General features: G+C 49.3%; 21 protein-coding genes. 8 read left to right on the plus strand and 13 right to left on the minus strand.

Annotated features, from left to right (window positions below; all coding sequences use genetic code 11):
• Nucleotides 1-749: 749 nt before the first annotated feature.
• The 3 genes from V4C51_RS11185 to V4C51_RS11195 all read left to right on the plus strand — a co-directional run bounded on the left by V4C51_RS11185 (nt 750) and on the right by V4C51_RS11195 (nt 6,979).
• Complete coding sequence (locus V4C51_RS11185; protein WP_330926246.1) at nt 750-1,010, plus strand: hypothetical protein; 261 nt, start codon at nt 750-752, stop codon at nt 1,008-1,010.
• A gap of 96 nt (nt 1,011-1,106) precedes the next feature.
• Nucleotides 1,107-2,336 carry a hypothetical protein gene (locus V4C51_RS11190; protein WP_330926247.1) on the plus strand — a complete coding sequence of 410 codons (1,230 nt, stop codon included), beginning with the start codon at nt 1,107-1,109 and terminating at the stop codon, nt 2,334-2,336.
• Between the two features lie 65 nt (nt 2,337-2,401).
• On the plus strand, nt 2,402-6,979 hold the full coding sequence (locus tag V4C51_RS11195) for a hypothetical protein (protein WP_330926248.1): 4,578 nt from the start codon (nt 2,402-2,404) through the stop codon (nt 6,977-6,979).
• A 227-nt stretch (nt 6,980-7,206) separates the two neighbouring features.
• Here V4C51_RS11195 and truA read toward each other — a convergent pair whose 3' ends face one another.
• From truA to V4C51_RS11225, 6 genes are all read right to left on the minus strand, one after another.
• Entirely contained in the window at nt 7,207-8,010 is an 804-nt protein-coding gene (gene truA, locus V4C51_RS11200) for a tRNA pseudouridine(38-40) synthase TruA (RefSeq protein WP_330926249.1), read from the minus strand.
• A 143-nt stretch (nt 8,011-8,153) separates the two neighbouring features.
• Nucleotides 8,154-8,495 carry a VanZ family protein gene (locus V4C51_RS11205; RefSeq protein ID WP_330926250.1) on the minus strand — a complete coding sequence of 114 codons (342 nt, stop codon included), beginning with the start codon at nt 8,493-8,495 and terminating at the stop codon, nt 8,154-8,156.
• Nucleotides 8,496-8,517: 22 nt separating this feature from the next.
• A complete protein-coding gene (locus tag V4C51_RS11210; RefSeq protein WP_330926251.1) occupies nt 8,518-9,318 on the minus strand; it encodes an undecaprenyl-diphosphate phosphatase in 801 nt (266 codons plus the stop codon).
• A gap of 1 nt (nt 9,319) precedes the next feature.
• Nucleotides 9,320-10,207, minus strand: a complete 888-nt coding sequence (locus tag V4C51_RS11215; protein WP_330926252.1) for a DUF368 domain-containing protein — start codon at nt 10,205-10,207, stop codon at nt 9,320-9,322.
• A 108-nt stretch (nt 10,208-10,315) separates the two neighbouring features.
• On the minus strand, nt 10,316-11,146 hold the full coding sequence (gene galU, locus V4C51_RS11220) for a UTP--glucose-1-phosphate uridylyltransferase GalU (protein WP_330926253.1): 831 nt from the start codon (nt 11,144-11,146) through the stop codon (nt 10,316-10,318).
• A gap of 148 nt (nt 11,147-11,294) precedes the next feature.
• Complete coding sequence (locus V4C51_RS11225; protein WP_420797660.1) at nt 11,295-11,801, minus strand: GDP-mannose 4,6-dehydratase; 507 nt, start codon at nt 11,799-11,801, stop codon at nt 11,295-11,297.
• Nucleotides 11,802-11,871: 70 nt separating this feature from the next.
• Between V4C51_RS11225 and V4C51_RS11230 the strand changes: the two genes are divergently transcribed.
• Entirely contained in the window at nt 11,872-12,018 is a 147-nt protein-coding gene (locus tag V4C51_RS11230) for a hypothetical protein (RefSeq protein WP_330926255.1), read from the plus strand.
• A 114-nt stretch (nt 12,019-12,132) separates the two neighbouring features.
• On the opposite strand, the gene V4C51_RS11235 is transcribed toward V4C51_RS11230, so the two are convergent.
• The 3 genes from V4C51_RS11235 to V4C51_RS11245 form a co-directional block, all read right to left on the minus strand.
• Nucleotides 12,133-12,732 (minus strand): hypothetical protein, encoded by a 600-nt coding sequence (locus V4C51_RS11235; protein ID WP_330926256.1) that lies wholly within the window; start codon nt 12,730-12,732, stop codon nt 12,133-12,135.
• 296 nt (nt 12,733-13,028) lie between these two features.
• The gene (locus V4C51_RS11240) at nt 13,029-14,504 is read right to left on the minus strand and encodes an ArnT family glycosyltransferase (protein ID WP_330926257.1); all 1,476 of its coding nucleotides are present in this window, start codon (nt 14,502-14,504) and stop codon (nt 13,029-13,031) included.
• Between the two features lie 148 nt (nt 14,505-14,652).
• Nucleotides 14,653-15,900 (minus strand): NupC/NupG family nucleoside CNT transporter, encoded by a 1,248-nt coding sequence (locus tag V4C51_RS11245; RefSeq protein WP_330926258.1) that lies wholly within the window; start codon nt 15,898-15,900, stop codon nt 14,653-14,655.
• Between the two features lie 562 nt (nt 15,901-16,462).
• Between V4C51_RS11245 and clpB the strand changes: the two genes are divergently transcribed.
• From clpB to V4C51_RS11260, 3 genes are all read left to right on the plus strand, one after another.
• Nucleotides 16,463-19,051, plus strand: coding sequence for an ATP-dependent chaperone ClpB (clpB, locus tag V4C51_RS11250; RefSeq protein ID WP_330926265.1), 2,589 nt, complete (start codon nt 16,463-16,465; stop codon nt 19,049-19,051).
• A 15-nt stretch (nt 19,052-19,066) separates the two neighbouring features.
• The gene (locus V4C51_RS11255; protein WP_330926259.1) at nt 19,067-19,240 is read left to right on the plus strand and encodes a hypothetical protein; all 174 of its coding nucleotides are present in this window, start codon (nt 19,067-19,069) and stop codon (nt 19,238-19,240) included.
• Nucleotides 19,241-19,602: 362 nt separating this feature from the next.
• Complete coding sequence (locus V4C51_RS11260; protein WP_330926260.1) at nt 19,603-20,406, plus strand: Cof-type HAD-IIB family hydrolase; 804 nt, start codon at nt 19,603-19,605, stop codon at nt 20,404-20,406.
• A gap of 35 nt (nt 20,407-20,441) precedes the next feature.
• Here the strand turns inward: V4C51_RS11260 and rnt are convergent, their stop codons facing one another.
• Both rnt and pyrC read right to left on the minus strand, forming a co-directional pair.
• Nucleotides 20,442-21,041: a ribonuclease T gene (gene rnt / locus V4C51_RS11265; RefSeq protein ID WP_330926266.1), complete on the minus strand. Its 600-nt coding sequence runs from the start codon at nt 21,039-21,041 to the stop codon at nt 20,442-20,444.
• Between the two features lie 33 nt (nt 21,042-21,074).
• Nucleotides 21,075-22,115 carry a dihydroorotase gene (gene pyrC / locus V4C51_RS11270; RefSeq protein ID WP_330926261.1) on the minus strand — a complete coding sequence of 347 codons (1,041 nt, stop codon included), beginning with the start codon at nt 22,113-22,115 and terminating at the stop codon, nt 21,075-21,077.
• 395 nt (nt 22,116-22,510) lie between these two features.
• Here pyrC and V4C51_RS11275 point away from each other — a divergent pair, with 395 nt between their 5' ends.
• Complete coding sequence (locus V4C51_RS11275) at nt 22,511-23,722, plus strand: argininosuccinate synthase (protein WP_330926262.1); 1,212 nt, start codon at nt 22,511-22,513, stop codon at nt 23,720-23,722.
• A gap of 118 nt (nt 23,723-23,840) precedes the next feature.
• Here the strand turns inward: V4C51_RS11275 and V4C51_RS11280 are convergent, their stop codons facing one another.
• Together V4C51_RS11280 and V4C51_RS11285 are read right to left on the minus strand one after the other, a co-directional pair.
• Nucleotides 23,841-25,067: a hypothetical protein gene (locus V4C51_RS11280; RefSeq protein ID WP_330926263.1), complete on the minus strand. Its 1,227-nt coding sequence runs from the start codon at nt 25,065-25,067 to the stop codon at nt 23,841-23,843.
• 250 nt (nt 25,068-25,317) lie between these two features.
• Complete coding sequence (locus V4C51_RS11285) at nt 25,318-25,845, minus strand: SprT family zinc-dependent metalloprotease (RefSeq protein WP_330926264.1); 528 nt, start codon at nt 25,843-25,845, stop codon at nt 25,318-25,320.
• Between the last annotated feature and the right edge of the window lie 202 nt (nt 25,846-26,047).

Raw genomic sequence — 26,047 nt, forward strand, 5'->3', positions numbered from 1 at the left:
GGGGTGAGGTATCGCGGCGTATCCCTTACCCGTAGCGGTAATAAGCCTTATTCGACAATCTGCCCTGCCTTTCGGATTGTTGAGATACACGGGCAGAAAGCGGAGGTATTTTACTTTTCCTGTCAGGTAGCGTAATCGCTGGAAACGCCTGACAGACAGAGAATACAACAAATGGCTCGCTTTGCAAGCCTCGCTTACATCCCCGCGCTAGGAGTCTGTCCGAGAATAGCCCTTAGCCCGGATATTTCATAAACATGTTCCTGGCCTTGCTTGCTCCTTGCGGCCCTAGGGGAGTTTTGCTCAGTCGACCGTACTCCCCGGTACGGCGCTCCTTCGCGAAATACCTTAGAGCCGCAAGGTTCCGCGCAATTCTCAGGGCAGTTTATGAACGATTCGGGTTAGCGAGGATTGCGAGAAATTAAGGATAAAAATTTCTGTTTCTGAGGAGAATAGCGGGGCTATTTGATGAAGAAACAGGGATTTTCAGACCAATTTATCGCAACCGCGGTAGCGCAGTCTATTCTCGGTCAGACTCCTATCTTTATGGCGTGCCTCTGGGGTATTGTAAAGTACACATGTGTTTAACTGAAGGCATTGGACAATGGTGGTCAGTTGAAGAAGAAGCTGAAAAGGTATTTCAGTCGCGTAATTTCAAGGAACCTCATCAGGGATTGAGTGATAATACACCTGATCAGGTCTATTCTGGGCCTGACTTAATACACGCACAACAATAAAAAGGTAATACCATCATGTCGAGTTTGATGAGCACGGTGATCCTGGCAACAGTCATTGGTTTGCCACTGGCTTTTTTTATGTGCTCTGGTGGTAAAGGAAGTATCAAAACACTTCCGCTCATTCAGTTCATTCGTGCCTGGCAACAACTGACACGCTTTGAGCCCCCTCTGCTCAACATCCGGTTACTGTTTTTTTATCCATTGCTTTTTTTGAAAACCCGTATTGCCCATACCCCTGTTTACCGGCATGTCTGGTTGAGCCGTTTCCCGTTGTAATCAGCATTTTTGCCCTGGTGAGGGAGCTTCACAGCGAAACTGCCCACTCACCAGTTATTGACAATAACACTAACGGTAACACTGGAGAGGCCCGTCGTGAGTTATTCCCATATTCGCTTTATCGCTTATCACTTGCCCACTATCGGTTTCAGCAAGGGAGGGAATGTTGAGTATGGCCTGTCTGCCGGGCCATTGCTCGACCATGGTGATCAAAAGAAAATTTTCTCTGCTTACCCGGATATGAAGGTCGGTGCCGGTATTGTTAACAGCGACAATGTACTCGCTGGCAAGCCTCCGATTTTTATGGTGAACCTGCTGGGGTCTAAAAATGCCCTAAAGACCGTGAAAGGGGATGGGGATGTTTTTGTTCGGGTACAGCGCTTTTTAACCGCTTTGGAGCTGGCCGTTACTACGGTAAGACACCGCAAAGACTTAAAAAAAGACGGTGTGCTTAATCTATTTGTGGCACCTGAATTCTATTTTCGTCCTCCCGAAGAGCCACATTCATACACCGAAGCGATGCACCTGGCCATTGCTAACGTGCTAAAAACGACCATTGACCAGAATGAGGCACTGAAACATTGGCTGGTGATACCCGGTACCATTATGTGGACCGAGCAATACCTTGATACCAATCATCTGGAAAATACCACGAAACGTGTCTTGATCGACCATAATTGCACCTATGTTATTAATGGCGGGGTTGAGCTGATTGGTGGACAGAAGATTAATAAATACACGCCCTCGCGAATAGACGGCTTGCCGTCCCAGCGGCTCGCTAACGGCGAAAAAATAGACGGTGTTGATTTTGACGGTGACTGGCTTGATCGGGCTGAGTTTATGCGACGAAAAGACCTCTGGCCGTCGTTTTCAGATCATGTGGTTTCTTTTGGTGGCGTGAAAATGGGGGTGGAAATTTGTCGCGATCATGGCGTGCTCAAGAGTTACCCAAAAACAACGGGGAATATCTCGGCTCAGCTGGTTGTTGGTTGTGGTCGTACATTACTGCCAACATGCGCGGCCACTGTTCCAGGTGGGGTTGTGATGCGCTGTGATGGTCACCATGGCCCGGGTATTCGTTGGGACCAGCGAGTGGTCAGCCGTTATGAGATACCCACTGATTGTGATCGCTGGGATGACAAGGCAAAAGCGGTTTTTACGCCCAGTACACAGGATTTAATGGGGCAGGCTAATCCTTATGTTCAGCTCGATATCCCCTTTGATACGGATCACCCACTCAACTGGCAGCCTTCAGATACAGTGGATAAAAAAGAATGGGTGAAATACAAGCAGGGCTTAACGATGTATTTACCGCAGGCGGTGTGAAACCTGCTCAATCATCAAATTGAAGTAACAATTAAAGTAACAATGAATGATAAACCGGAGTAATCATGGATTTCGCCGTTCTGCAAACCCTGTTTGCCATAAAAAGTAATAACATCAGCCGGAAAACCCTTTCTTTAAGCCGTGGTGATTTTCCCGATACCCTGTCCGATTTTTTTACGCTGTGCTACAACGATCGCGCCTTGAATCTGAGTCAGGTTCAACTGACCAAAAACGATGAGCAGAACCGGCGTATTGAGATAACGGGCGTGAGTTCTTATCTTAACGTACCCAATGTTAACACTCGCCTTGAGTCGTGGTTTGATGATAACGACCAACTCCAGCTAACGGTCAGTTATCAGCTATTAACGGCTAACCCTGGTCCTAACGACTGGCGCTTTTCCAAAAGTTTTCCTGATTTGCCCAAAACCCCCGATGAAACCCAGCCCATTCTGTTCAACCGTGAGACGGGCGAGAGCTGGCAGAAAGAACGGGTACCTTTGGACGACTTTGCCTTTTTTAATGCCGCCTTTGTGACGTCTAGTTGCGAAACAGAAGATAGTCAGTCACAGCAACCGTTGAAAAAAGGCATTAACTTTCTGGCGAAAATCCATCCACAAGGGCCACTGGCTATTGCTGCCAATGCCTTTAAAGTGACCACAGAGCTTTCCGTGCGAGGGCATATCCGCTTGCCGGCGCGGGGAGAAACCACCGCTCAACTTCGCACGCAATTTATGGATACGGGGGAGAACTTTCTGTTCCCCTGGCATGTGGAGGATCAGATTGAGGCTGGGCTGCCGGGTATATTGCTCACTATTGCCATCGATATACACGACAGCTTAGGTAAAAATACCCTGACACTGGATGCTGATAGTCTGATGGTTTATACCCCCATCAGTGATGACTGGGTGATACCCTCCACCAACCCTGCCTTCAAACCTGTGCAGGCTTTTTCCGGTTCCATGGCGATTCCCTCTGCCACTGTGGAAACGGCTATTACTCTGCCCTTTGAACCCGGTATCGAACAATGGTTGAGTATTGCCCAGTGTGAAGGGCTTTCTTTGGGTAACTTGAGTGAAATGGCGGGCCTCAGTGGTACAAAGGATGGCTTTATGGGCAATCTGCCCGCAGAGCTGCAAAAGATAGAGAAAAAACTGGGCAAGCTGGCATTAACCGGATTCAGCGTACGGGTGGATTACAGCAACCTTAAGGCCATCACCGTTAAAAATATTACCGTTGAAATAGGTATGCCAGAGCTGAACTGGGAAATATGGCCTGACCGGTTTGAGCTGACGGGCATCAGTTGCGTCTTTACCATTGATAACCCCTTCGCCACCGCCAAAAGCGCCGATCCGCGCGCGATCAACACCAAACTCAGTGCCAGAATGGATCTGGGGGATGTTGGCTGTAGTGTCACGGCGGATTCCAAGGATCACTTTACCCTCTATGCCCAAATGGATGCCGACAGCACTATCCCCCTTGGACAGTTATTGGCACATTACGCACCGGGTATTCCCGCACCCGCGGAGCTGACAGTGAGCACCTTACGACTGGGGGTGTCCCCCGGTCATTCTTATAACATGGCCATGGCAATGACTGGCGACGATGGCTCACTCCCCATTCCCATTGGGCCTGCCACCTTGCAGGTAAACGACATTTCCATGTTTGTTGCCTATGAAAAGCAGCAGGGCTTTCGCGGTTCGGTCAGTGGTACTGTCAACTACCACAACTATTCCCTCAGCATGACTTACGACACACCCGGTGATGTGCTGATTTACAGTTATATCCCCAAAACCAGCCTTAACGAATTGTTAGGCACCTTTACCGCCGGTGAGTTAAAGCTCCCCAAATCCTTTGATCTGGATTTCGAGAACAACACCGTGCAAATTCACAAAGCCGGTAACGATTATACCTTTGTGTTGGTCACAGAAGTGGCCAATACGGGTTCACTGGCTTTGCGGATTGGTAAGCAACAAGGGCAATGGGGCACTGCCCTGGGTCTGGTGTTAAATGAGCCGAAAATATCCAGGTTGCCCGGCCTGAAAGACCTCAATGTCATTGATGATGCTGTCACCCTGACGGAGTTGACATTGTTGGTGTCCAGTTTTACCAGCCCATCGTTTACTTTCCCGGAAATGGCCGCATTCAGTAATCCGAGCCTGAGTTCCAGCTCCATTCCCATGCCCGCCGGTGGTGTAGTGGCCGGGTTTAATGCCCATGGTTGCTGGCAGCTTGATACCAAACGCAAAGAGATGAAATTGCTCAAGCAGATTCTGGGGCTTGAGCCAACATTACAGGTCACTGTACAGGTATCAGACAACCCGGCCGATGCCACCCGCTTGTTTACCTCAATCAATACCAGGCTGGTGGGCAAACATCCGTTAGCAGCCCAGTTGGGTTTTCTGCTGGAAAAGGGCAAGGTGTCGTTGTTCCTGGCAGGGCAGCTGACCGTCAACATTCAAAAACAGCCCGTTCACTTTGCCATGGCCATGAGCCTGCTGCCCACCGGGGTGTATTTTGCTGGTTCGGCAACGGGCACGATTAAATTCGGGAATATTCAGCTCAGTAATATGGGGCTGGCGCTGGGGATTAACTGGGGTGGTATACCTAGCCTCGGCATTGCGGCACAAATTGACAGCAAAAAGTTCAGCTCCTCCATTGCCGTGATTGCCGATTCAACCAACCCGGCAAACAGTGTACTGGCAGGTTCGGTCAGCCAGATGACCCTCGCTGATATCACCGGTGAATTTGCCAAAGTGGTGAAGCTGCCCGCTGAAGTCAACAAGACCTTTAAGTCAGTCAAACTCAAGGCAGTGCGCACCTTCACCATCGACAAAAACACCGTCAGTGCCTTGGATAATAAAGATTACGCGGCGGTATCAGCGGCCTTTGCCAAGGTGAAGGTGGCGTTGTCCGGTAGTGAGCAGTTACTGCTGATTGTGGCGCGAAAACCGGGGCGTATCTGGAGCCTGACGGATATGGCCGAAGGTATGCGACATTATACAGTGGTATTAAAAGGCTCCACCCTGGAGGTGGCCATTTCCCCCCAGCTGTATATTGCGCCCTCAGGTGCAAGAATGGGTGAGCTGACGTTTACTCAGGGTTATTTTCTCTCAGGTTGCCTGCAAATACTTGGGGAACGGTGGGCAACACAGGTTGAAATCAGTGATCGCAAGGGGATCGCTGCCACCTCCTATATGGATAAGCCTTTGCAAATTGTCAATAAAAACTTTTTCCGTTTCAGCGATTACGATAACAAGCGCGGTCCACTTATAAGTTTATCGTCGTTTAAACGGCCAAAGCATGAGATCCCTGAACTGCGCAACCCCCATATCGCCTTAAGCGGGCGTTTACGATTATTGGGGCAGGAGTCAGCGACACTGGCCAATATCACCACTAAAGGGGTGGATATTATTGTGGCATCCGCTACCACCATCACCCTGAAAGAATCCTTCATCAAAGCCCGTTATGACCTTGATTGGAAAATTGCCGGCTCCCTGGGTTCACCCACCGATATGTTCCTCAGTGGTGCCATTAACTTTAGTCTCAGTGGCAAGTTCGACCTGGCCAGGTTATTAGCCGTAAAAACCGACCTGGGTAAAGTCAAGGTCAGCACCTCGGTGAACGCCGATACCGAGATAGGCTATCAAAATAACAAAGCCTATGTGGAACTCGATGCCTCATTCCATTTTGCCGGAAGCCATTTCAGCTTTACTGCTGAAGCCGATGCCAACAACGCCCACATTGAGCAGTTGGGCAAACAGGCGCTCAATGAAATTAAGCATGCCGTCACCACGTTGTACGACACCGCAGAAGAATGGCTGGAAGCCCTGGACAAAGGCGTGGTTGAAATAAGCAAAGCTGCCGGCACAGTGGGTAAGGCCCTGAACACCGGTTATAAAAAGACTGCCAGAGAAGCCACGCGTCTGCTCCATAAAATGGGCAGAACCGCTGAGCAGATTGGCAGCGAATTAAAATCAGGCTTTAATACCAGCGCCCAGGAAGCTGTTAAGTTGTTAGGTGAAGTGGGTATCAAACCAAACGACATCGGTAAGGTTGCCCGCAAGACCTATAAACAGACTGAAACCCAGGCGGCCAAACTGTTGAAAAACACAGGTCACAGTGCCGATGCTATTGGCTCAATGCTTAAAGGTGCCTACGGCAGCTCAGGCGCTTCTATGGCCAAAACCCTCAAAGGTGTCGGGCACGATGCTAACACCGTAGCCAACACCTTAAAGCATGTTGCCAGGGCCAACCCGGCCAGTATTGCCAAAAGCCTGAAATCGGCAGGGGTGAATGCCCATGCTATTGGCCGCGCCATGAAAGGGTTGGGGCAAAGTGACCAGGCTGTGGTAAAACTGTTAAAAGGCGCGGGCTTTCCGGTGAAAGATGTCTCTAACGTCATGAAAAACACCCTGAAAATCAGTTCACAAACCGCTGCTAAACTCCTTAAGGGAGCAGGCTTTTCATCCGGTGATATTGCCAAAATGCTCAAAGCCAGTGACCTGTGGAAAAAAGGTCATAAGGATATTGCCAAAATAATGAAAAAAGCGGGTTTTGGTTCCAAGACCATAAAAAGTGCCATGAAGGAGGCGGGTATCGCCGCCAAAACCATTGAGAAGGCATTGAGTTGGTTGAAGTTGTAACGTGCGATAATACCCATCGCACTTTCTTGATTTCAGGCCGACATTGTCTTAAGTCCGACAGGCTCCTGGCTTTATTATCATTAGCTATTGAGCCTTTGAAACCCCGGTAGTGGGCCAGATGTGTGGGTGAGCGTAAATATCAATGTCAGCTTCCACTTTATCCACTTTATCCACTTTATGATCTCACTATGTTGGGCTGGGAACCTGATCTCTCAATGGGAGCTGTTTTATGGCACTGATATGGCACTGATAAAGTGTGGCCCAAGACTCCTTGAAGGCAGGGCAAATGTTTCAGGATATCCCACATCGACAAGGTATAACCCCCACGGTGCTGCCGTTACTCCTCCTTCTCGGCGGTCGCGGCTATTCAATACTATTTTGGCCCACTCAGGTTCCCGCTTACCACAACCAATGGTCATCAGGACGCCGGCAATATTGCGTACCATATGGTGTAAAAAGGCATTGGCCTGAATATCCATCACCAGCAAATGGCCGTGTTGGCTGATACGCAGGTGAGAGACGTTTCGAACCGGATTTTTTGCCTGGCATTGTACTGCCCGGTAGGCGTTGAAGTTATGTTCACCCACCAGGTATCCTATGGCCCGCCGCATACGGGAGACGTCCAACGGGCGGTAATTCCAGGTAACGCCCTTAGGCAGATGCGCCGGGCGAATGGGATGATTGTAAATCACATAGCGATAACGACGCCACAGGGCGGAAAAGCGAGCATGGAAGTCTTCTGGTACGGGCGTTACCCAGTTTAGCGTCACAGTATCGGGCAAGTTGGAATTAGCGCCGTAGACCCAACCTCGCTCACTGCGCTCAGCTTCCGTATCAAAATGAATAATCTGGTTACACCCATGGACGCCGGCATCGGTACGCCCCGCACACACGACACTGATCTGGTGGTTTGCCACTGTCGAAAGGGCTTTCTCCACTGCCGCCTGTACCGTTGGCAAACCTGATTTCAGCCGTTGCCAGCCATGGTAAGAAGCACCATCATACTGAACGCTGGCAGCAAAACGTGTCATAAATCGTAAAACTCTCAAAGAAAACAAAGAAAACAAAGAAAAGGCTGGCAATTTAGCAGCTACGACAACAGAGGTCTAGGAGCCTGTCGGACTTATGCTCGAAAGCATAAGTCCGACAGGCTCGAAGGTATCTTTGGTGGCCGTCAAATAAGTAAAGTAATAACCCAGTAAGTCGTCATTCCCACGGCATTGGCGATAATATCGCCAACACTGAATTTTCGGTACCCGGTCATTTTCTGGCAGATTTCAATAAAGACGCCGAACACGAATAATGCTGAAAACTTCCAGGCAAGCGCCACGGCAGGAAAAGCCCTATCTGCCATGGCACACAGCACAATAAAGGTAAGGGCATGGGTGAGTTTGTCGTTCATAAAGCGCATGGGATCAGCCTGCCCGGGGATCAGTGCCATAAACAGGGCAAAAGCAGCCGCCGTAAAGAACGCCAGTTGCAACCACAATGGGGGAATGGCCAGTAGCTGACTCATTAACTCGTCCAAATAAAGTGCCTCATAGTAAGAACAATAGTAGCACCAGCCCCAGTGCCAGGCGGTAGATGACAAAAGGCATCAGTCCCATACGGTTGATAATGCCAAGAAATAGGTGAATGCACCCCATGGCGCTGATACCGGAAATAAGCGCGCCAATAGTCATAGCGCCCCAGTCAACAGGTACAGGGGAGCTGAACAGATCCACCGTCAGTAAAGTACCGGCACCAAGAATGACAGGGATTGACAGTAGAAAAGAAAAACGGGCGGCAGCTTCCCGGGTAAAGCCCAGCATGAGTGCTGCGGTCATGGTAATCCCTGAGCGTGAAGTCCCTGGAATCAGCGACAGCGCCTGGGCAAAGCCAATGACCATCGCCTGGCGGAACGTCATCTTATCGAGCGCCACGGTCCGCTTGCTAAAGTGGTCGGCGACACCCAGCAGCGCGCCAAAAATAAGGGTGGTGGCGGTAATGACCGCCAGGGTTCGAAGGTCATCATCAACCCCGGTTTTTTTGATATACAGGCCAAAGGCGATTGCTGGTATTGTGGCAAAACCGACAAACCAGGCCATACGGCTATGGGGGGTTTTTCTTTTACCTGTCAGTGAGCCAGCCCAGTCTCGGATTAACAAGGCAATGTCTTGCCTGAAATACGCTATGACGGCTGTCAGGGTACCCATATGAATGGCTACGTCAAAAGCCAGACCTTGATCCTGCCAGCCCAGCAGCTGAGCTGGGAGGATCAAATGACCTGAGCTGGAGACAGGCAGAAATTCCGTAAGACCCTGAAGAACCGCCAGCACGATGATATGAAGTAGATCCATGTTAGCGTTCCGCAATCCATTCAATGGTGAGGACAAAGGTGATAGCAAGCAGCGCCATAATAGCGGCAATGGCAAGCTGAGAGGGTTCACCGGTCATTTCCTGGTAAGTTGTTGGCAGGATATTGACCAGGGTGTCTGTAGCCGGTTGCTTCCAGGGCCATAGCTTATTCACTGAACCCAGCATCATCCCGGTTAACAGGCCAAATGTGGCATTGCGCGCGTGGGTCAGTAACCAGCTCAGCAGACGGGAGAATAACATCAGGCCAGTCATACACCCGGCAGCAAAAACACCCAGTACCGGCAGGTTAATGGTACTGACCGCATTGAGGACAGGCTCGTAGACACCCAGTAGCAGCAATAAGAAACTGCCGGAAATACCCGGCAGGATCATGGCACAAATAGCAATTGCGCCGCAAACAAAAAAGGTTATCAGTCTCAGCTGCTCCACTTGCATGGCTGACATGCCGGAAAACCACCAGGCAAACACGGCACCTACTGCCAGGGCTCCCAGTGAACAGACATTGATGCTGGGCGTCTGGCGCAGCATATGCCATACCGAGACAAGAATCAGCCCCATAAAAAAGGACCATAACGGAATAGGATAAGTAACCAGCAACCAGTTGATCAGCTTGGCCAGTGAGAACAGGCTTAACAAAATGCCACAGCCCAGAGTCAGCAGGAAAGGCCCGTTAATAAAGTGCCAAAAGGCAAAAAAGCCTTCTTTAAACCAGACTTTTAATGCGGCAGGCCCCAGTTTTTTTATACTGTCCAACAGTTCATCATAAATACCGGTAATAAAAGCAATAGTGCCGCCAGATACACCGGGGACAACATCTGCTGAGCCCATGGCGATGCCTTTGGAGAACAGCAGCAAAGGGTTTTTAACCATATTGATAACACTGGGTTTTGTGAGGTGGTATTGCCGTGAGAACAACTGTCACGGCAGCTAGGAGCCTGTCGGACTTACGCTTTCGAGCTTAAGTCCGACAGGCTCCTATTATACGGGTTTATACAGGTTATCGTAGCAATAATTAGTGGCCTCAATAAAACCTTCAACACTGCCACAGTCAAACCGCCTGCCCTTGAACTTATACGCCAGAACGCAGCCTTCTCTGGCCTGTTTCATCAACGCGTCGGTGATCTGGATTTCACCGCCTTTGCCCGGCTCTGTATCGGCAATCAAGCTAAAAATATCGGGGGTTAGGATATAGCGGCCAATAATGGCAAGGTTGCTGGGTGCTTCTTCATTCTTTGGCTTCTCCACCATATCCACGACACGCAGAATATCATCACGGATCTCCGTTCCGGCAATCACACCGTATTTATGGACCTCGTCCTCGGGCACTTGCGCAACAGCAACAATGGAGCAGCGGAACTGACGATACAGTGCTGCCATTTGGCTGAGTACGCCCGGTCCTTCCGGGTTCACGCACAGGTCATCAGCCAGCACGACGGCAAAGGGTTGATCGCCTATCAGTGTCTGGCCGGTCAAGATAGCGTGACCGAGGCCTTTCATTTCCATCTGGCGGGTATGGGAGAAAGTGCAGTCATTGATCAGAGCGCGAATGTCTGTCAACAGGGCTTCTTTGCCACTACCGCTGATCTGGCTTTCTAGTTCAAAGTTTGTATCGAAATGATCTTCCAGCGCACGTTTCCCCCGACCGGTGACCAGGCAGATCTCATTCATACCCGCGTCACGGGCCTCTTCAACGCCGTATTCGATCAAAGGCTTGTTGACCACTGGCATCATTTCTTTGGGCATGGACTTGGTGGCTGGCAAAAAGCGTGTGCCATAGCCAGCGGCAGGAAATAAGCATTTCGTAATCATGGTGCTCTCTTTAAGCCTGTCCTGATAATTTGTGTCCTGATAATTTTGTGGTGACTTCAAGACAGTGAATGGTTGTAAAAACGGTTTTAACATCGCTGTTTAAGGCGGTTTGTGGCGGTCTATCGAGAGAACACAGCCACCAGAATGATCAGTCTGGGTAACCATCCGGGGTTTCTGATTGCCAGCGCCAGGTGTCCATCATCATGTCATCCAGGCCGCGCGCCGCTTTCCAGCTCAGTTCACGCTGTGCTTTTTCCGGGTCCGCATAACAGGCAGCGATATCACCGGGGCGGCGCTGGACAACCTCGTAGGGCACCGGACGCCCTGAAGCCTTTTCAAACGCTTTGACCATTTCCAGCACACTATAGCCCCTGCCGACGCCCAAATTCCACACATGGCACTGCGGTGGTGTATTGACAAGCTTTTCAAGGGCCTTGATATGACCCCGTGCCAGATCGACGACATGAATATAGTCTCGAACTCCCGTACCGTCTTGCGTTGGGTAGTCGTTGCCAAATACCTTCAGCCGGGGGAGTCTACCAATGGCAACCTGAGAAATATAGGGTATCAGATTAGTGGGAATATCATCAGGGTCTTCGCCAATCAGCCCTGACCTGTCAGCCCCCACTGGGTTAAAATAGCGAAGCAGGGCTATATTTCACTGGTTATATCTTCATAGAGATCCCCCTAAAGTAAGCCCGTGTACTCATTTTGACGTGAGCGCCATGCAACAGACTATTGTCATTGCGGGTCAAGATAATCGGTATCGCGGAGGGTATTGTCAATGCTTTGCGGCATTCATTTGCTTTTTCAGGCAGGACGCCCATGGGTTTCGTCGTTCACAAAAGAGCATGTACAAGGCCAGTGTCTGACCTCACTGGCAAGTCCTGAGGATACGCTTTGGCAAAATTGCTGGATATACTCACTTGTGAACGGCCCCAGGAGCCTGTCGGACTTATGCTTGAAAGCATAAGTCCGACAGGCTCTTAGCTATGGCGAGCTAACCACTCATACATATTCTCACCTTCACATGAGTACTCAATATCACGTTTTAAATCTTCCACCTCTCTGTAATCGAAGTAGGGTGTTACACGAGAAGAAAAGAAGGTCTTATCAGAACAAGACCTGCGGTATAATTCAATACAACATTTGATGTCTTTTATTTTCATACGGGGATAGCTGTGTATCGCTATAAAAAGTTGTGAACTGAGTGTTGTATTCAGGTTTTGTACAGGAATAAATTGGTCTCTGCTTTTGTGCCGAACCTCCCCATGATAAAATTCAAACATACGACCATTCTCTGTTGTTCTGGGTGTAAGTTTTTCCAAAATGGCCGGGTCAGTTATCTCTTTGGAATAATTCATAGCACAATAATCAGTTGCCCAATAAACAACGGTACGACCGATATTTTGGGGGTTTCTATGATTTTGAGTAATATGTCCAAATAAATACTGGTATTTAAAATAGACTGTCGGGTGTAACGTAGCAGTACCCGTATATCCAATAATATTTTCAGCAATATAAAAATCATCTCTGTAGCCCATCACAAGATCACTCAAGTTGCGCGCCAGGCTGATTTTTGCCATGAAGGTCAGTATGAATCAAGATGTTCAGGGTCATGTTTCAAGGAGGTTGATAACACACTCTTGAGGTGAGGGTCTGATGATCTGATCATGCGGTTTTCCGGGGGAGAATAGCAAAGGGCTTTATGCGTTAACCCCTTCAATCACAAAACAATCACAAAAAGTCGTTGGCGCTCATGGTAGCATCATTTTTAGAGAAATTGACGCGTTCTGATTGGGGCGTCATTTTTTGAGTTAGAAGATTGCCGCCTAATACCACATTGCCAAATCAGGCAATGGCAGTCTGACGCGCGGTATTTTTAATGAATATCAGCCGCTTTTTGGTGAACATCTGGCTCACACCGGTAAAAGTGAAATGTGTTGACCACTATCCCATCCAGGGTTGCCTGCTGCTCTGCCACCCGCTGGCAGGTGATGCCGTTTTTTTCATAAACCTCTGAAGCAGGCCCATGCTCATTGTCCCGGATTAAAATTCCCCGACTATGGCGATCAGGACTCCCAAACCACAAAGAAAACTGTGATGCCCTGTCAGAAATAACCTGAACAGGTAACGGGTACGCGTACCAGGCAATACGGCTGGCGCGGCTCCAGTTTGTCACCAGCAACATCGGTTTTCTGCCATTGGCGGCTTCACCCATGGTAGCCAGTAAGTCCGATGCTTTCCGCGCGGCTTGCTGCCACCCTACGACATCACGTACCACAGGTTTCATAAACGGGAACCATGACAAGGGTTGCACGGCCAAAAAGAAAAAAATAAAAGCAATCAGGCTTGCGGACAACGCGCCTGAAACAATGCTTAACCCCCTGACCCAGGGCCGTTGCCAGCAAAGGCAAAGCCAGTGTGCCGTTAACGGTGCTAGCAATGCCCAGCCCAGTGCCGACCAGTTAAGCATCAGCCCGCCGTTGCCCGCCGACCAGTTTGTCACCAGCAAAAAAGGCCAGGCACTCCAGATGACCAGCCAGTGCGGTCCTCGTGGTTGTTTCAGGGCAAACACGGAAGCAACAATGCCTGCAACATACGCTACTAACGAGTAGCACACCACCTGCAGTCCCTGCATGGCGAGGGTATTTTTCAGTTGCCAGCTGCCACCTCGCGCGTGGTTCAGTTGATAGGTAAATGAAATCCATTGGTGCTGGCTGTTCCAGATCAATACCGGTGCAATCAACACCAAAGCTGGCACAAGGGCTACCCAGGGTTTTATCTGATACAACCAGCGCAGCCCCTGCTGCTGCCATAAAAAGACGGCCAATCCTAAAGGTAGGAAAATGGCAGTGTATTTAGTGAGGCCCGCCAAACCGTAGACAACGCCTAATAACAGCCAGTGTGTTAACCGGTTGTACTGGCTGATTTTTAACGTTAACTCCAGCGCCAGTAATGCCAATAGAATCAATGGCAGATCGGGCACCAGTCCCCAGCCCATCAGCTGCAATACAGGCGCGCCATTGGTAATCAATACGGCTGCCAGTGCCTGGCATTTTGGCCCTTCAGGAAACAACAAAGGGGTTAATCGAAATACCTGCAGGCTAATAACCGCAAGGAGAATCGTGGGTATCAGTCGCAGAGAAAAGACATGGTAGCCTAATGGCGCTACCAGCTTTTGGAGCCAGCCTACCATGGGTGGATGGTCAAAATAACTCAGCGCCAGATGACGGGCATAAAGGGCATAGTGGGCTTCATCAACGCCCAGGGGCACCAGAGGAGCAATTAGCAGGTGGAGGAAACACACCAGCCCAATAATGCATAAAGCCATACTTCTGTGGCTGACAGCTAGCATGCTATTACTCTCCACAGCGCGTTGAACCTTAAATCAACAGAGCCTGAGGGCTAGCCAGAAAGCTGTTCACAAACGTTCATGAACAGCTTCTTACAAAAAAACCACAGTAAATACCATGGTTTTTTATTGGCGCTCAAAAAAATTCTGGCTATAAGGCCAGGAATAAACCCGCCATGGTAGCGCTCATCAGGTTGGATAAGGTACCGGCCGCAACTGCCTTCATTCCCATACGGGCAATGTCCGGGCGACGGTTGGGCGCCATCATGCCCAAACCGCCGAGCAGCATCGCGATAGACGTAAAGTTAGCAAAGCCGCACAAGGCAAAAGTAATAATCGCGCGGCTGTGCTCGGAGATCACCTGCACCCCTGCCTCAGAAGCCTTTGCCACATCAATATAGTTGGCAAAGTCCATAAAGGCCACAAACTCGTTAAGGATCAGCTTCTGACCAATAAAACTACCGGCGGTGACGGCCTCACTCCAGGGTATACCAATCAGGAAGGCCAGGGGGCTGAAAATATAGCCCAGGATCAATTGCATGGTCAGTTCAGGGTACCCAAACCAGCCACCGGTCGCGCCAAGAATAGCATTAAGCAAATTGATAAGACCGATAAAGGCCAGTAGCATGGCACCAATGTTAGCAGCCAACTTCAGACCAGAAGAGGCGCCGCTGGCGGCAGCGTCAATCACATTGGCAGGTTTTTCTTCGTCTTCGCCCTCAACGCTTTTTTCTGTGGGCGTTTCTGTTTCAGGCTTGATAATTTTCGCCATCAACAGGCCACCGGGTGCGGCCATAAAGCTGGCCGCAATCAAAAATTTCAGGTCAACCCCCATGGCCGCGTAGCCGGCCAGGACAGAACCGGCAACAGAAGCCAGGCCGCCCACCATGACGGCAAACAGTTCGGACTGTGTCATATGTTTAATGTAAGGACGAACGACCAGGGGCGCTTCGGTCATACCCACAAATACATTCGCTGTGCCGGATAGGGATTCCGTACGACTGGTGCCCAATACTTTTTGAAGCGCGCCACCTAACACGGCAACAACTATCTGCATAATACCGAAATAATAAAGTACGGCCACCAGTGCTGAGAAAAAGATAATTATTGGCAGTACATGAATCGCAAACACAAGGCCCACTTTATCAAAGTTGGCCAGTTCACCAAACACGAATGAAATCCCTGTATTGGCGTAGTTGATCACCCCACTGACAACATTAGAAACCTGACCCAGTACCTCCTGTCCCACTGGCACATAAAGAATAAATGCACCAAGGAAAAACTGTATGGCGAAAGCTCCTCCCACTGTTCGTAGCCGAATGGCCCGACGGTTGTCTGACAATAATACGGCTATCCCCAGGAGGACGGCAATCCCCACAAGGCTCATTAAAATGTGCATGAGAAACGGCTACCTGAAAAATGATGACCGGCGCATTATAGGTATATATACAAAGATGAACAGAAAGTATTTTCCGTAAGTCAACGGCGATGTTGGAGTAAGTAAAGGATGAAAACCTTCCACTTAATGCTCAAAACCTGTAATAGCAGTGCTGGACATACCAGCCTCCGGTCATTTCACGCCTGCGCTTGGTGTTGGTATGTCTCAGTCAGCGGTGCGGGGAAAATACGTATAGGCGCGACAGGACTATAAGACGTTGTTCACAATTTTTATGGGCTGCAACGGCTGATAAAAGCTGCCTGTTGTGGATTTTTCTTCGTTATATAGCCCCACCGGGTTCTTAGAGAATCGAAAAGCAGACAGGTTTTCCCATGGGTTTCGCTTTTCACAAAAGAGCATGAACAGCTTATTAGCATTTTCTTACCCTGATGTTCCGTTACAGATGTTTTTATCATTAAAAAATGCGAAGTTGCCCCATGTTCTTGAAATTATCAGTGTTGCCGCCATATTGTCCCCCATAAGTCCTACAAAAAGCCATTGACCATTGGCGGGAGAAAGAATGATGCGAGCAGACCGACTCACCAGCAAGCTTCAGGCCGCACTGGCGGACGCGCAGTCGTTGGCCGTGGGGAAAGATCATAACCACATGGAGCCGGTGCATTTGTTACTGGCATTGTTAGACCAGCAGGGAGGGGCAGTAAAACCGTTACTGATGCAGGTGGGGTTTGATGGTGAAACGTTGTATCGGGCCCTCAACCGTATACTGGAGCAGGTGCCGGTGATTAATCATCCTACCGGGGATATTCAGCCGTCTCAGGGACTCATCCGACTGCTGAACCTGGCCGATAAACAAGCCCAGAAAGCGGGAGACCAGTATATCTCCAGTGAGCTTGTGCTGTTAGTGATGATGGATGACCAAGGCCCCCTGGGAGAAGCCCTTAATGCTCAGGGGGTGAGCAAACAGGCACTGGAGACGGCCATTAAAAATATTCGTGGTGGTGAAGCGGTCAACGACGCCAATTCAGAGGATACTCGTAACGCCCTCGCTAAATACGCCATTGACCTGACGGAGCGAGCGGAGCAGGGTAAGCTGGATCCGGTTATTGGTCGTGATGATGAAATTCGTCGTACGGTTCAGGTGCTCCAGCGACGAACCAAAAACAACCCCGTCTTGATGGGTGAGCCCGGCGTCGGCAAGACGGCCATTGTTGAAGGTCTTGCTCAGCGCATTGTTAATGGTGAAGTGCCCGAAGGGGTTAAAGGCAAAAAGCTGCTTTCATTGGATATGGGCGCATTGATTGCCGGCGCGAAATTTCGGGGTGAATTTGAAGAGCGATTAAAAGCCGTATTGAATGACCTGGCCAAGCAGGAAGGGCAGATTATTCTGTTTATTGATGAAATTCACACCATGGTCGGTGCCGGAAAAGCTGATGGTGCCATGGATGCCGGTAATATGCTCAAGCCGGCACTGGCACGGGGAGAGTTGCACTGCGTGGGTGCCACTACACTGGACGAATACCGCAAGTTTATTGAAAAAGACGCGGCCCTTGAGCGCCGTTTTCAAAAAGTGCTGGTGGATGAACCCACAGAGGAAGATGCCATTGCGATTTTACGTGGGTTAAAAGAGCGTTATGAAGTGCATCACGGGGTGGATATTACTGACCCCGCCATTGTTGCCGCCGCGCGTTTATCTCAGCGTTATATCACTGACAGACAGCTGCCCGATAAGGCCATTGATTTGATTGATGAGGCAGCCAGTCGTATTCGGATGGAAATGGACTCCAAACCTGAAGTGATGGATCGTCTCGAGCGTCGTCTGATTCAGTTAAAAATTGAACAGGAAGCGTTGAAAAAAGAGCAGGATAATGCCTCAAAGGAGCGTTTGTCCCGTTTGAATCATGAGGTGGCTGATCTGGAAAAAGACTATGCCGATCTCGAAGAAGTCTGGAAATCTGAAAAAGCGGTCTTGCAAGGCTCACAAAAGCTGCGGGAAAAAAAAGAGAAACTGTTAATTGAGCTCGAAGTGGCTAACCGCAGCGGTGATCTGGCGAAAATGTCCGAGATTCAGTATGGTCGGCTGCCTGAGCTGGAAAAACAGCTAAAGCAGGCGGATGAAGATACTGCTCACAGCGGAACCGACAACCAGCTGCTGCGAAATAAAGTGAGCGACGAAGAAATTGCTGAGGTTGTCTCTAAATGGACAGGTATTCCTGTGACCAGGATGCTTGAAGGTGAGCGGGATAAATTGCTACGGATGGAAGAAGCGCTGCATCAGCGAGTCATTGGACAGGATGAGGCGGTGGTCGCTGTGGCTAATGCTGTCCGTCGGTCACGGGCCGGTTTGTCAGACCCCAATCGGCCCAAGGGTTCTTTTATGTTTCTAGGCCCCACCGGGGTTGGTAAAACCGAGTTATGTAAAACGTTGGCTGAATTTCTTTTTGATACCGAAGATGCCATTGTTCGTGTTGATATGTCTGAGTTTATGGAAAAGCATTCTGTGGCTCGCTTGCTCGGCGCACCTCCTGGCTACGTGGGTTATGAAGAGGGCGGTTATCTGACTGAAGCTGTTCGTCGCAGACCTTATTCTGTGGTACTTATGGACGAGGTGGAAAAAGCGCACCCTGATGTATTCAATATTCTTCTGCAGGTACTGGAAGATGGTCGTTTAACTGATGGTCAGGGGCGTACCGTGGATTTTCGCAATACCGTGATTGTGATGACGTCAAACCTGGGCTCAGAAGTCATCCAAACTATGCGGGGCGAAAGTTTTGAAAAGGTCAAAGAGACATTAATGGCGGTAGTTGGGACTCACTTCCGTCCTGAATTTGTTAATCGTATTGATGAACTTGTGGTCTTCCATCCTTTATCAGCGGGTCAAATTGAGGGGATTGCTGACATCCAGCTGGCACGGTTGCGTCAGCGCCTGGGAGAAAGTGAGTTAAGTCTGAGCTTATCAGAAGAGGTGATGAAACTACTGGCAGAAGCGGGTTTTGACCCTGTATACGGCGCTCGTCCATTAAAACGGGCGATCCAGCAGCGTATTGAGAATCCCCTGGCGCAGGCCATACTGTCAGGTCAGTATAGCGCGGGTGAAACGATTCATGGCACGGTTGTTGATGGCGTTATTGTGTTTGATAAACCAAAGCCTTGATAATTGCTTGAAGCAATGATTGAAAAGATTGAAAAGATTGAAAAGGTTGAAAAGGTTGAAAAGGTTGAAAAGGTGGGGGTAACCAACGTTGTCCCCGCCTTGATGATGGTTTTGTTAGAGTGCTTGCCATCTTCCCCACTGGACACGCCTGTGACCTTCGTTATTATGACCACTTTGAATAAGACCTAGGAGCCTGACCGAGAATAGACTACCCTACTGCGGTTGCGATAAATGGGTCTAAAAATTCCTGCTTCTTCGTCAAATAGCCCCACTATTATCCTCAGAAGCAGAAATTTTTATCCTCAATTTCTCGTAATCCTCGCTACGGGCGCTATTCTCGGTCAGGCTCCTAGGAGCCTGTCGGGCTTAAGACAGTTTCGGCCTAAAATCCAGAAAGTGCGAGAAAGTGCGGCCAGAATTTCCGATCAATTGGCTTAAATAGGTCAACTATTCGCGCAAATTGATCGAAAATTCTGACTCAGCCCTGCTGAATTTTATGCTCGAAAGCATAAGTCCGACAGGCTCCTAGACTAACGCTGCTGAGGCTCTGCATGTACCCTGTTGTTGTATCTGATCTGGATGGAACCCTTTTGAATGATAACCATGAGTTGACTCAGCACACACGGCATGTGTTTCGTCAGCTGCGTAATCGGGGGGTCCGGTTTGTGATTGCCTCAGGCCGGCACCATCAGGATGTGAAGGCAATAAGGGCGTTGTTGGGTATCGATATGTACCTGATTACCGCCAATGGTGCCCGCGTTTACAATCCTGCGGACGAGCTGATTATTCAGCATAATATTGACCCTTCACTGGTTCAGCCGTTAGTGACTATGGCGAGCGCTTATAAAGGCCGGGTCAGAACAAATATCTATCAGGGGGAGTCCTGGTTTGTGGAAGAGGACGACCCGGAAATTCTGTCGTTTCATAAGGACTCAGGCTTTGGTTATATCAAGCAACCACTGAAAGGAGTGAGTCCCCATAACACGCAGAAAATCTTTTTTATCGCACAGACCCATGAAGCGGTTCAACCGTTAGCCGCTGCTATTGAGGCACGTTACGGTGACCGATTAACGCTGACCTACTCTTTACCCTACTGTTTTGAAGTGATGGCACCTGGTGTCTGTAAAGGGGAAGCCCTGGCAGAAGTGCTCCAACTGAAAGGGCATACTTTTGAAGAGACGATGGTCTTTGGTGATGGGATGAACGATGCGGGCATGCTTAAGGCAGCAGGAAAAGGGCTGGTAATGGGGAATGCGGACAAGCGTCTTCTCGCATGCTTACCGGAACTGGATGTTATCGGGTCTGCTAATGACAATGGTGTGTCTGACTATCTGCAAAAGACTTACGGACTCTGATGGTGGCAAAATGTCGTCTGCTCAAAGGGGTGGGGTCAGCCCCATCCGCCCAGGTCTTTCCAGCGGTTGACAATATTACAAAACAGCTCAGCTGTTTTCTCGGTGTCATACCGCGCTGAGTGTGCCTCATTCTTATCAAAGTTAACCCCGGACACTTCACATGCCTTGGACAGGACCGTTTGGCCATAGGCGAGGCCTGATAGCGTTGCGGTATCAAAGCAGGAGAATGGGTGGAACGGGTTGCGTTTGATATGGTTGCGCTCCATCGCGGCCATGATAAAGCTTAAATCAAAAGCGGCGTTATGACCCACCAGGACAGCCCGGGTACAGTCCTGAGCTTTGACAGACTTACGCACGCTCCGGGCGATTTTGCTAAGGGCTTCTTCCTCCTCGTGAGCTACGCGCAGTGGGTGAAACGGATTTACGCCAATAAACTCAATGGCTGATGGCTCAATATTTGCGCCTTCAAAGGGTTTAATATGAAAGGATATCATCTCACCGGGGTGGAGATAACCTGCTTCATCCATTTCTATAGGCAACGCGGCGATTTCCAAAAGCGCATCGGTGGCAGCATTAAAACCACCGGTTTCCACGTCCACCACGACGGGCAGGTAGCTTCTGAAGCGTTCTGCCATGGTGTGGTTATTATCAACCCTCACGGAGTCTCCTTAGTTTTCTTTCAGTTGCCAGTTAACTGTTTCACCGGCCTTAAGTGGAATAACACAGCTCTCACCAAAGGCAATCGTTTCTTTCATTTGCCAGTCTTTCTTTATCAGGGTGATTGTCTCAGTGTTACGGGGGCGCTGGTAAAAATCCGGGCCAAACAAGCTTGCAAAGCCCTCCAGTTTATCGAGGCTATTGGTCATGTCAAATGCTTCCGCGTACAGCTCCATGGCAATGGGCGCAGTATAACAGCCGGCACAGCCACAGGCTGATTCTTTGGCATTCTGAGTATGGGGGGCTGAGTCGGTACCCAGGAAAAATGACGGATCACCGCTGGTGGCTGCGTTGAGCAGGGCTTGTTGATGGCTGTCGCGCTTGAGAATGGGTAAACAGTAGTAATGGGGTTTAATCCCACCGACGAGCAGATGGTTACGATTGTACAGCAGATGATGGGCGGTAATGGTAGCCGCCACATGGTCACCCGCTTCCTGTACAAAGGCGACGGCATCGGCTGTAGTGATATGCTCCATCACTACCTTCAGGCGAGGGAAACGCTCAACCAGTGGGCGAAGGTGTTGGTCGATAAAGACCTTTTCCCGATCAAAAATATCAATATGACTGTCAGTGACCTCACCGTGGACTAACAGCGGTAATTCACGGATTTCCATTTGCTCCAGTGCCGGGTAGATATGTTCTATGTTGGTCACGCCAGAGGCAGAATGAGTAGTAGCGCCTGCGGGGTAGAGCTTGAGGGCAGCAACATCACCTTGTGTTTTAGCCTGGCTGATCATGGCAGGTGTCGTTTTGTCGGTGAGATACAACGTCATCAGCGGAGTGAACGTCCGTCCTGAAGGGATATGCTCAACAATACGAGACTTATAAGCAGCGGCATCATCGGCCGTTAATACCGGAGGCACCAGGTTAGGCATGATGATGGCGCGATGGAATGCGCGGGAAGCTGAATCCACCGTTTCAGCCAGTGCTTGTCCGTCGCGCAGGTGGATGTGCCAGTCATCGGGACGTATGAGGGTGAGTCTGTCGGTCATGAAGTTGGTTTTCCTTTTCCGGCTGAAATTGTCTGGGCAATGGCCTGAACCGGACTGCGATCGTATCGAAATTCAGGGTAATATGATAGGTGCTTTTTGTACAATGGCTGGTTGCTGGTGAGCAGGTATGTCTCCAAAAGCCAGGGGCCTGTCGGACTGCTTTCGAGCATAAAATTCAGTAGGGCGAGTCAGAATTTTCGATCAATTTGTGCGAATAGTTGATCTATTTAAGCAAATTGACCGGAAATTCTGGCCGCGCTTTTTCGCGCTTTTTCGCGCTTTCTCGCGCTTTCTGGATTTTAGGCCGAAATTGTCTTAAGTCCGACAGGCTCCCAGTGTAGCCATTCGCAGGTTGCTTAATAATGACAAAATGTTCATTGGATCGGAGTCTTTCGATGAAAACAGTCCGAAAAGTTGTACTGGCCTATTCTGGTGGCCTGGATACCTCCGTTATAGCCAAGTGGTTGGAAGAAGACCAGGGCTATGAGGTGGTCACCTTCACAGCAGATTTAGGGCAACAGGAAGAGGTTGAACCGGCTCGGGCCAAAGCCCAGGCCATGGGTATCAGTGAAATCTATGTAGAAGATCTTCGTGAAGAGTTTGTGCGTGATTATGTATTCCCCATGTTTCGTGCCAATACGGTGTACGAGGGGGAATACTTGCTAGGTACCTCCATTGCCCGTCCGCTGATTGCCAAACGCCTGGTGGAAATTGCCAGAGAAACGGGGGCAGATGCTATTGCCCACGGTGCCACGGGTAAAGGAAATGATCAGGTGCGTTTTGAACTCGGTGCTTACGCCTTGATGCCGTCTATCTGCGTGATCGCCCCCTGGCGTACCTGGGACTTGAATTCCCGGGAAAAACTATTGGCGTACTGTGACCGCCACGGCATTTCGGTGGAAAAGAAAAAGGGTAAATCACCTTATTCCATGGATGCCAATATGCTGCATATTTCCTACGAAGGCGATATGCTCGAAAATACCTGGACCGCTGCTGAAGAGAGTATGTGGCGCTGGACAACGTCTCCCGAACAGGCGCCGGACCAGGGGGGGATTTTTGACTTGACCTACCAGGGCGGTGATATTGTGGCCATTAACGGCGAAGCATTAACGCCAGCCCAGGTGCTTGAGTGGTTGAATAAAGCAGGGGCCACCCATGGTGTTGGTCGAACCGATATTGTCGAAAACCGGTTTGTGGGTATGAAAAGCCGCGGCTGCTATGAAACACCAGGCGGAACTATCATGTTGAAAGCACATCGTGCCATTGAGTCGATTACCCTCGATCGTGAAGTGGCTCACTTAAAAGATGAGCTAATGCCACGATATGCCAGGATTATTTATAACGGTTATTGGTTCTCGCCTGAGCGGAAAATGCTGCAACAGATGATTGATTACAGTCAGCGGTACGTGAACGGGCGGGTACGTGTCAAACTTTATAAAGGGAATGTCTCTGTTATTGGGCGTGAGTCTGACCAGTCACTGTTTGATGAAACGGTTGCGACCTTTGAGGATGACGCGGGCGCTTATAATCAGCAAGACGCGGAAGGGTTTATTAAACTCAACGCCTTGAGAATGCGGATTGCCGCCGGGAAGGGAAGGGAGCTGTAGTTAAGACAGACGCTCCGGTCGTTTTAACAACCGGAGCATCCTCAACCCTTTTGAATTACTGCGAATTAGTTCGATCAACAACGTTTACATTCATTGACAGGTTTCACTGCCAAAGGTCTTAATCATTGCCACAATCGTCTTCAGAACTTTCGTCACTGGTAATGGAAACTACCTTTTCGAAAATCACTAAGGAAATGGCATGGGTCTTTGAGACTGATTGGATTTCTTTTTGTGGAATTGAGTCGCCTGACAGTACGGTATAAGAAGTAGCGTCATGATCGGTATGATCCACGCTATCAAACACCACCGTAACAGGTTTCATTGCTAGGTATACATAATAGCCGCTTTTAAGATCGAGTACTGTCAGATTTATTACCGGGACGTCTACCGGAGAATCGGAGGGAGAATGACTTTGGTGATCAATAGCAACAATAAGGTTCTTGAATTTTTCATAATCGCTAACCCTGGGGCTGTGACTATTGATGGATTGCTCTAGATCACCGGAATAGTCCTGTAAATTGACATTCATAACGTTGTTGTCATAATTGTGAGCATCTACCCAGCTAAATGTCTGTGGGGCATATGAGTCCAAAGCCATGGAAAGTAACAAACTAACCCCGTCCTGTGCTGTTGATGGTTGAGGATAGCAGGTTATTAGTTGTTCCCATTCAAGAGCGGTTTGTTCACTCCAAGGCATTTGGGGTCTGATCAGATTGTCGAAGAGCTTAAATGGACTGCATTCAAATTGGTTTTCTTTTATTTCGATCAGTGCCGGATCGCTTAACATCCTTAATGCGCTAAACGCTGCCTCAAGGGGGTATTTGGTGGCTTTTGACGTGAGATTTTGTCGGGAACGGTAAACCAGAGAATGCTTCAGGTGACAAGGGCCTTGTTGAGAGGCTGTATTACCACCATGTGGAGCTTTAGTACCGCTTATTTTTGTTACGCATGTATTTGGGCCTGCTTTTGGTGTTAGGAAGTCTATGTGCGCTATTGCTGTCTCGAGTCTTTCTTCATTCACTGTGCCAGTGTAGGTTGCGGCAAATTTAATGAGTATTGCTTTGTAATCGCGACAGCTAACGCGCCCATCTGGTTGTGGAACTGTCTGTTCAGGAAATGCTTTGGAAACTGTGTGTAGAAATTGTGTATTAAAGATAGACGGATTTTCATCGGGCATATCTGAAAGCTTGTTCACAAATTCCAGAATCAATTCTTTTGGGTTGGCTGATGTGTCAGGGACAATAGCTAGCAGCCCAAAACAGACAATAAATGACAGGAATATGCGGGAGACTAGTCTGTGGCGCAAAGGGGGCGTTAATCGGGTAACTATGACTTGTTGGCTCATTGTGTGGTCTTCTCACTAACTTACGTTTCTTTACGTGAGACTTACTATAGACCATGCTTTCACATTGTGAGGACTGTGTGTGAAAAATTTTGGCAGGCTTTGTTGCGCAAGTGCGCATGACAAAAAGACTAAGACGTTTTGAGCCAGCCGTCAGCAAGCTGTTCACCCTCTTTTATGTGCCGGGCCGCCAATACCAGGCCGCCAATAAAAGTGGCGTGCGTTTCACTTTTAAAAAGATTAAGACCGGCTTTTACAGGGGGTTGGCCTTGTCAAAGGTTAATGGGCAACGGCAGGTCGCGCATAAATACACAACCCCTCTTCGGGCGCGTTTATGGCGGATAGCACTGAGAGGGGTATGCTTATCGTGACAGAAGCACCGGTATAGATAAGGCCGGCTAGATGAACGTCTTGTGTCGTATTGGTGGCAGCGTTCGGCTGGCAACTGAAAAATACAGGTCATAATCCACTGCCATTCCCTGCCGTGGGGTCTTATTTCAGAGCCGTAGTGCTCATACGCTATCAGGTGGGCGATTTCGTGGGCCACTGTTTGTTTAAGGTAGTGCTCCTGGTTTTCCAGGTATAAGACAGGGTTAAGGCGGATCAGGTTTTTATGGGGCCAGGCTTGTCCGGCTGTTTCCCCTTTCAGGGTAATCTCCAGTGCAGGGCGTGAAAACGTCCTTTGCATCCGGCTTTCCGCCAAAATATACAAGCGTTCCATACGATCCCGGATGCGAATCATGTGGTGTTCGTCCAGTGTTGTTAGCCTATTTTTTGTCATACCAGCTACTATAGAGCAATCTGTTTTCCTTTCAATACCATCAAGCGTACTGACACAGGGGATTTTATTCGGTACGCACCTTCAGATTTTATAGAATACCCACAGCCTGATCTAGGAGGCTGTCCGAGAATAGACTGCCCTACTGCGGTGGCAGCAAATTGGTCTAAAAAGTCGGAAATTTTTAGCAAATAGAACCACTATT

The organism is Candidatus Sororendozoicomonas aggregata, assembly GCF_031528575.1.
GTDB lineage: Bacteria > Pseudomonadota > Gammaproteobacteria > Pseudomonadales > Endozoicomonadaceae > Endonucleibacter > Endonucleibacter aggregata.

Bases quoted from the DNA above. Each gene is read 5' to 3' on its own strand.
- pyrC (WP_330926261.1), bottom strand. From the start codon at position 22,115: ATGACCGACAGACTCACCCTCATACGTCCCGATGACTGGCACATCCAC.
- V4C51_RS11240 (WP_330926257.1), bottom strand. From the start codon at position 14,504: ATGCTAGCTGTCAGCCACAGAAGTATGGCTTTATGCATTATTGGGCTG.
- V4C51_RS11195 (WP_330926248.1), top strand. From the start codon at position 2,402: ATGGATTTCGCCGTTCTGCAAACCCTGTTTGCCATAAAAAGTAATAAC.
- V4C51_RS11185 (WP_330926246.1), top strand. From the start codon at position 750: ATGTCGAGTTTGATGAGCACGGTGATCCTGGCAACAGTCATTGGTTTG.
- V4C51_RS11205 (WP_330926250.1), bottom strand. From the start codon at position 8,495: ATGAGTCAGCTACTGGCCATTCCCCCATTGTGGTTGCAACTGGCGTTC.
- V4C51_RS11215 (WP_330926252.1), bottom strand. From the start codon at position 10,207: ATGGTTAAAAACCCTTTGCTGCTGTTCTCCAAAGGCATCGCCATGGGC.
- V4C51_RS11210 (WP_330926251.1), bottom strand. From the start codon at position 9,318: ATGGATCTACTTCATATCATCGTGCTGGCGGTTCTTCAGGGTCTTACG.
- V4C51_RS11260 (WP_330926260.1), top strand. From the start codon at position 19,603: ATGTACCCTGTTGTTGTATCTGATCTGGATGGAACCCTTTTGAATGAT.
- truA (WP_330926249.1), bottom strand. From the start codon at position 8,010: ATGACACGTTTTGCTGCCAGCGTTCAGTATGATGGTGCTTCTTACCAT.
- galU (WP_330926253.1), bottom strand. From the start codon at position 11,146: ATGATTACGAAATGCTTATTTCCTGCCGCTGGCTATGGCACACGCTTT.
- V4C51_RS11280 (WP_330926263.1), bottom strand. From the start codon at position 25,067: ATGAGCCAACAAGTCATAGTTACCCGATTAACGCCCCCTTTGCGCCAC.
- V4C51_RS11285 (WP_330926264.1), bottom strand. From the start codon at position 25,845: ATGACAAAAAATAGGCTAACAACACTGGACGAACACCACATGATTCGC.
- V4C51_RS11275 (WP_330926262.1), top strand. From the start codon at position 22,511: ATGAAAACAGTCCGAAAAGTTGTACTGGCCTATTCTGGTGGCCTGGAT.
- V4C51_RS11235 (WP_330926256.1), bottom strand. From the start codon at position 12,732: ATGGCAAAAATCAGCCTGGCGCGCAACTTGAGTGATCTTGTGATGGGC.
- rnt (WP_330926266.1), bottom strand. From the start codon at position 21,041: ATGGCAGAACGCTTCAGAAGCTACCTGCCCGTCGTGGTGGACGTGGAA.
- V4C51_RS11255 (WP_330926259.1), top strand. From the start codon at position 19,067: ATGATTGAAAAGATTGAAAAGATTGAAAAGGTTGAAAAGGTTGAAAAG.
- V4C51_RS11245 (WP_330926258.1), bottom strand. From the start codon at position 15,900: ATGCACATTTTAATGAGCCTTGTGGGGATTGCCGTCCTCCTGGGGATA.
- clpB (WP_330926265.1), top strand. From the start codon at position 16,463: ATGCGAGCAGACCGACTCACCAGCAAGCTTCAGGCCGCACTGGCGGAC.
- V4C51_RS11230 (WP_330926255.1), top strand. From the start codon at position 11,872: ATGCAACAGACTATTGTCATTGCGGGTCAAGATAATCGGTATCGCGGA.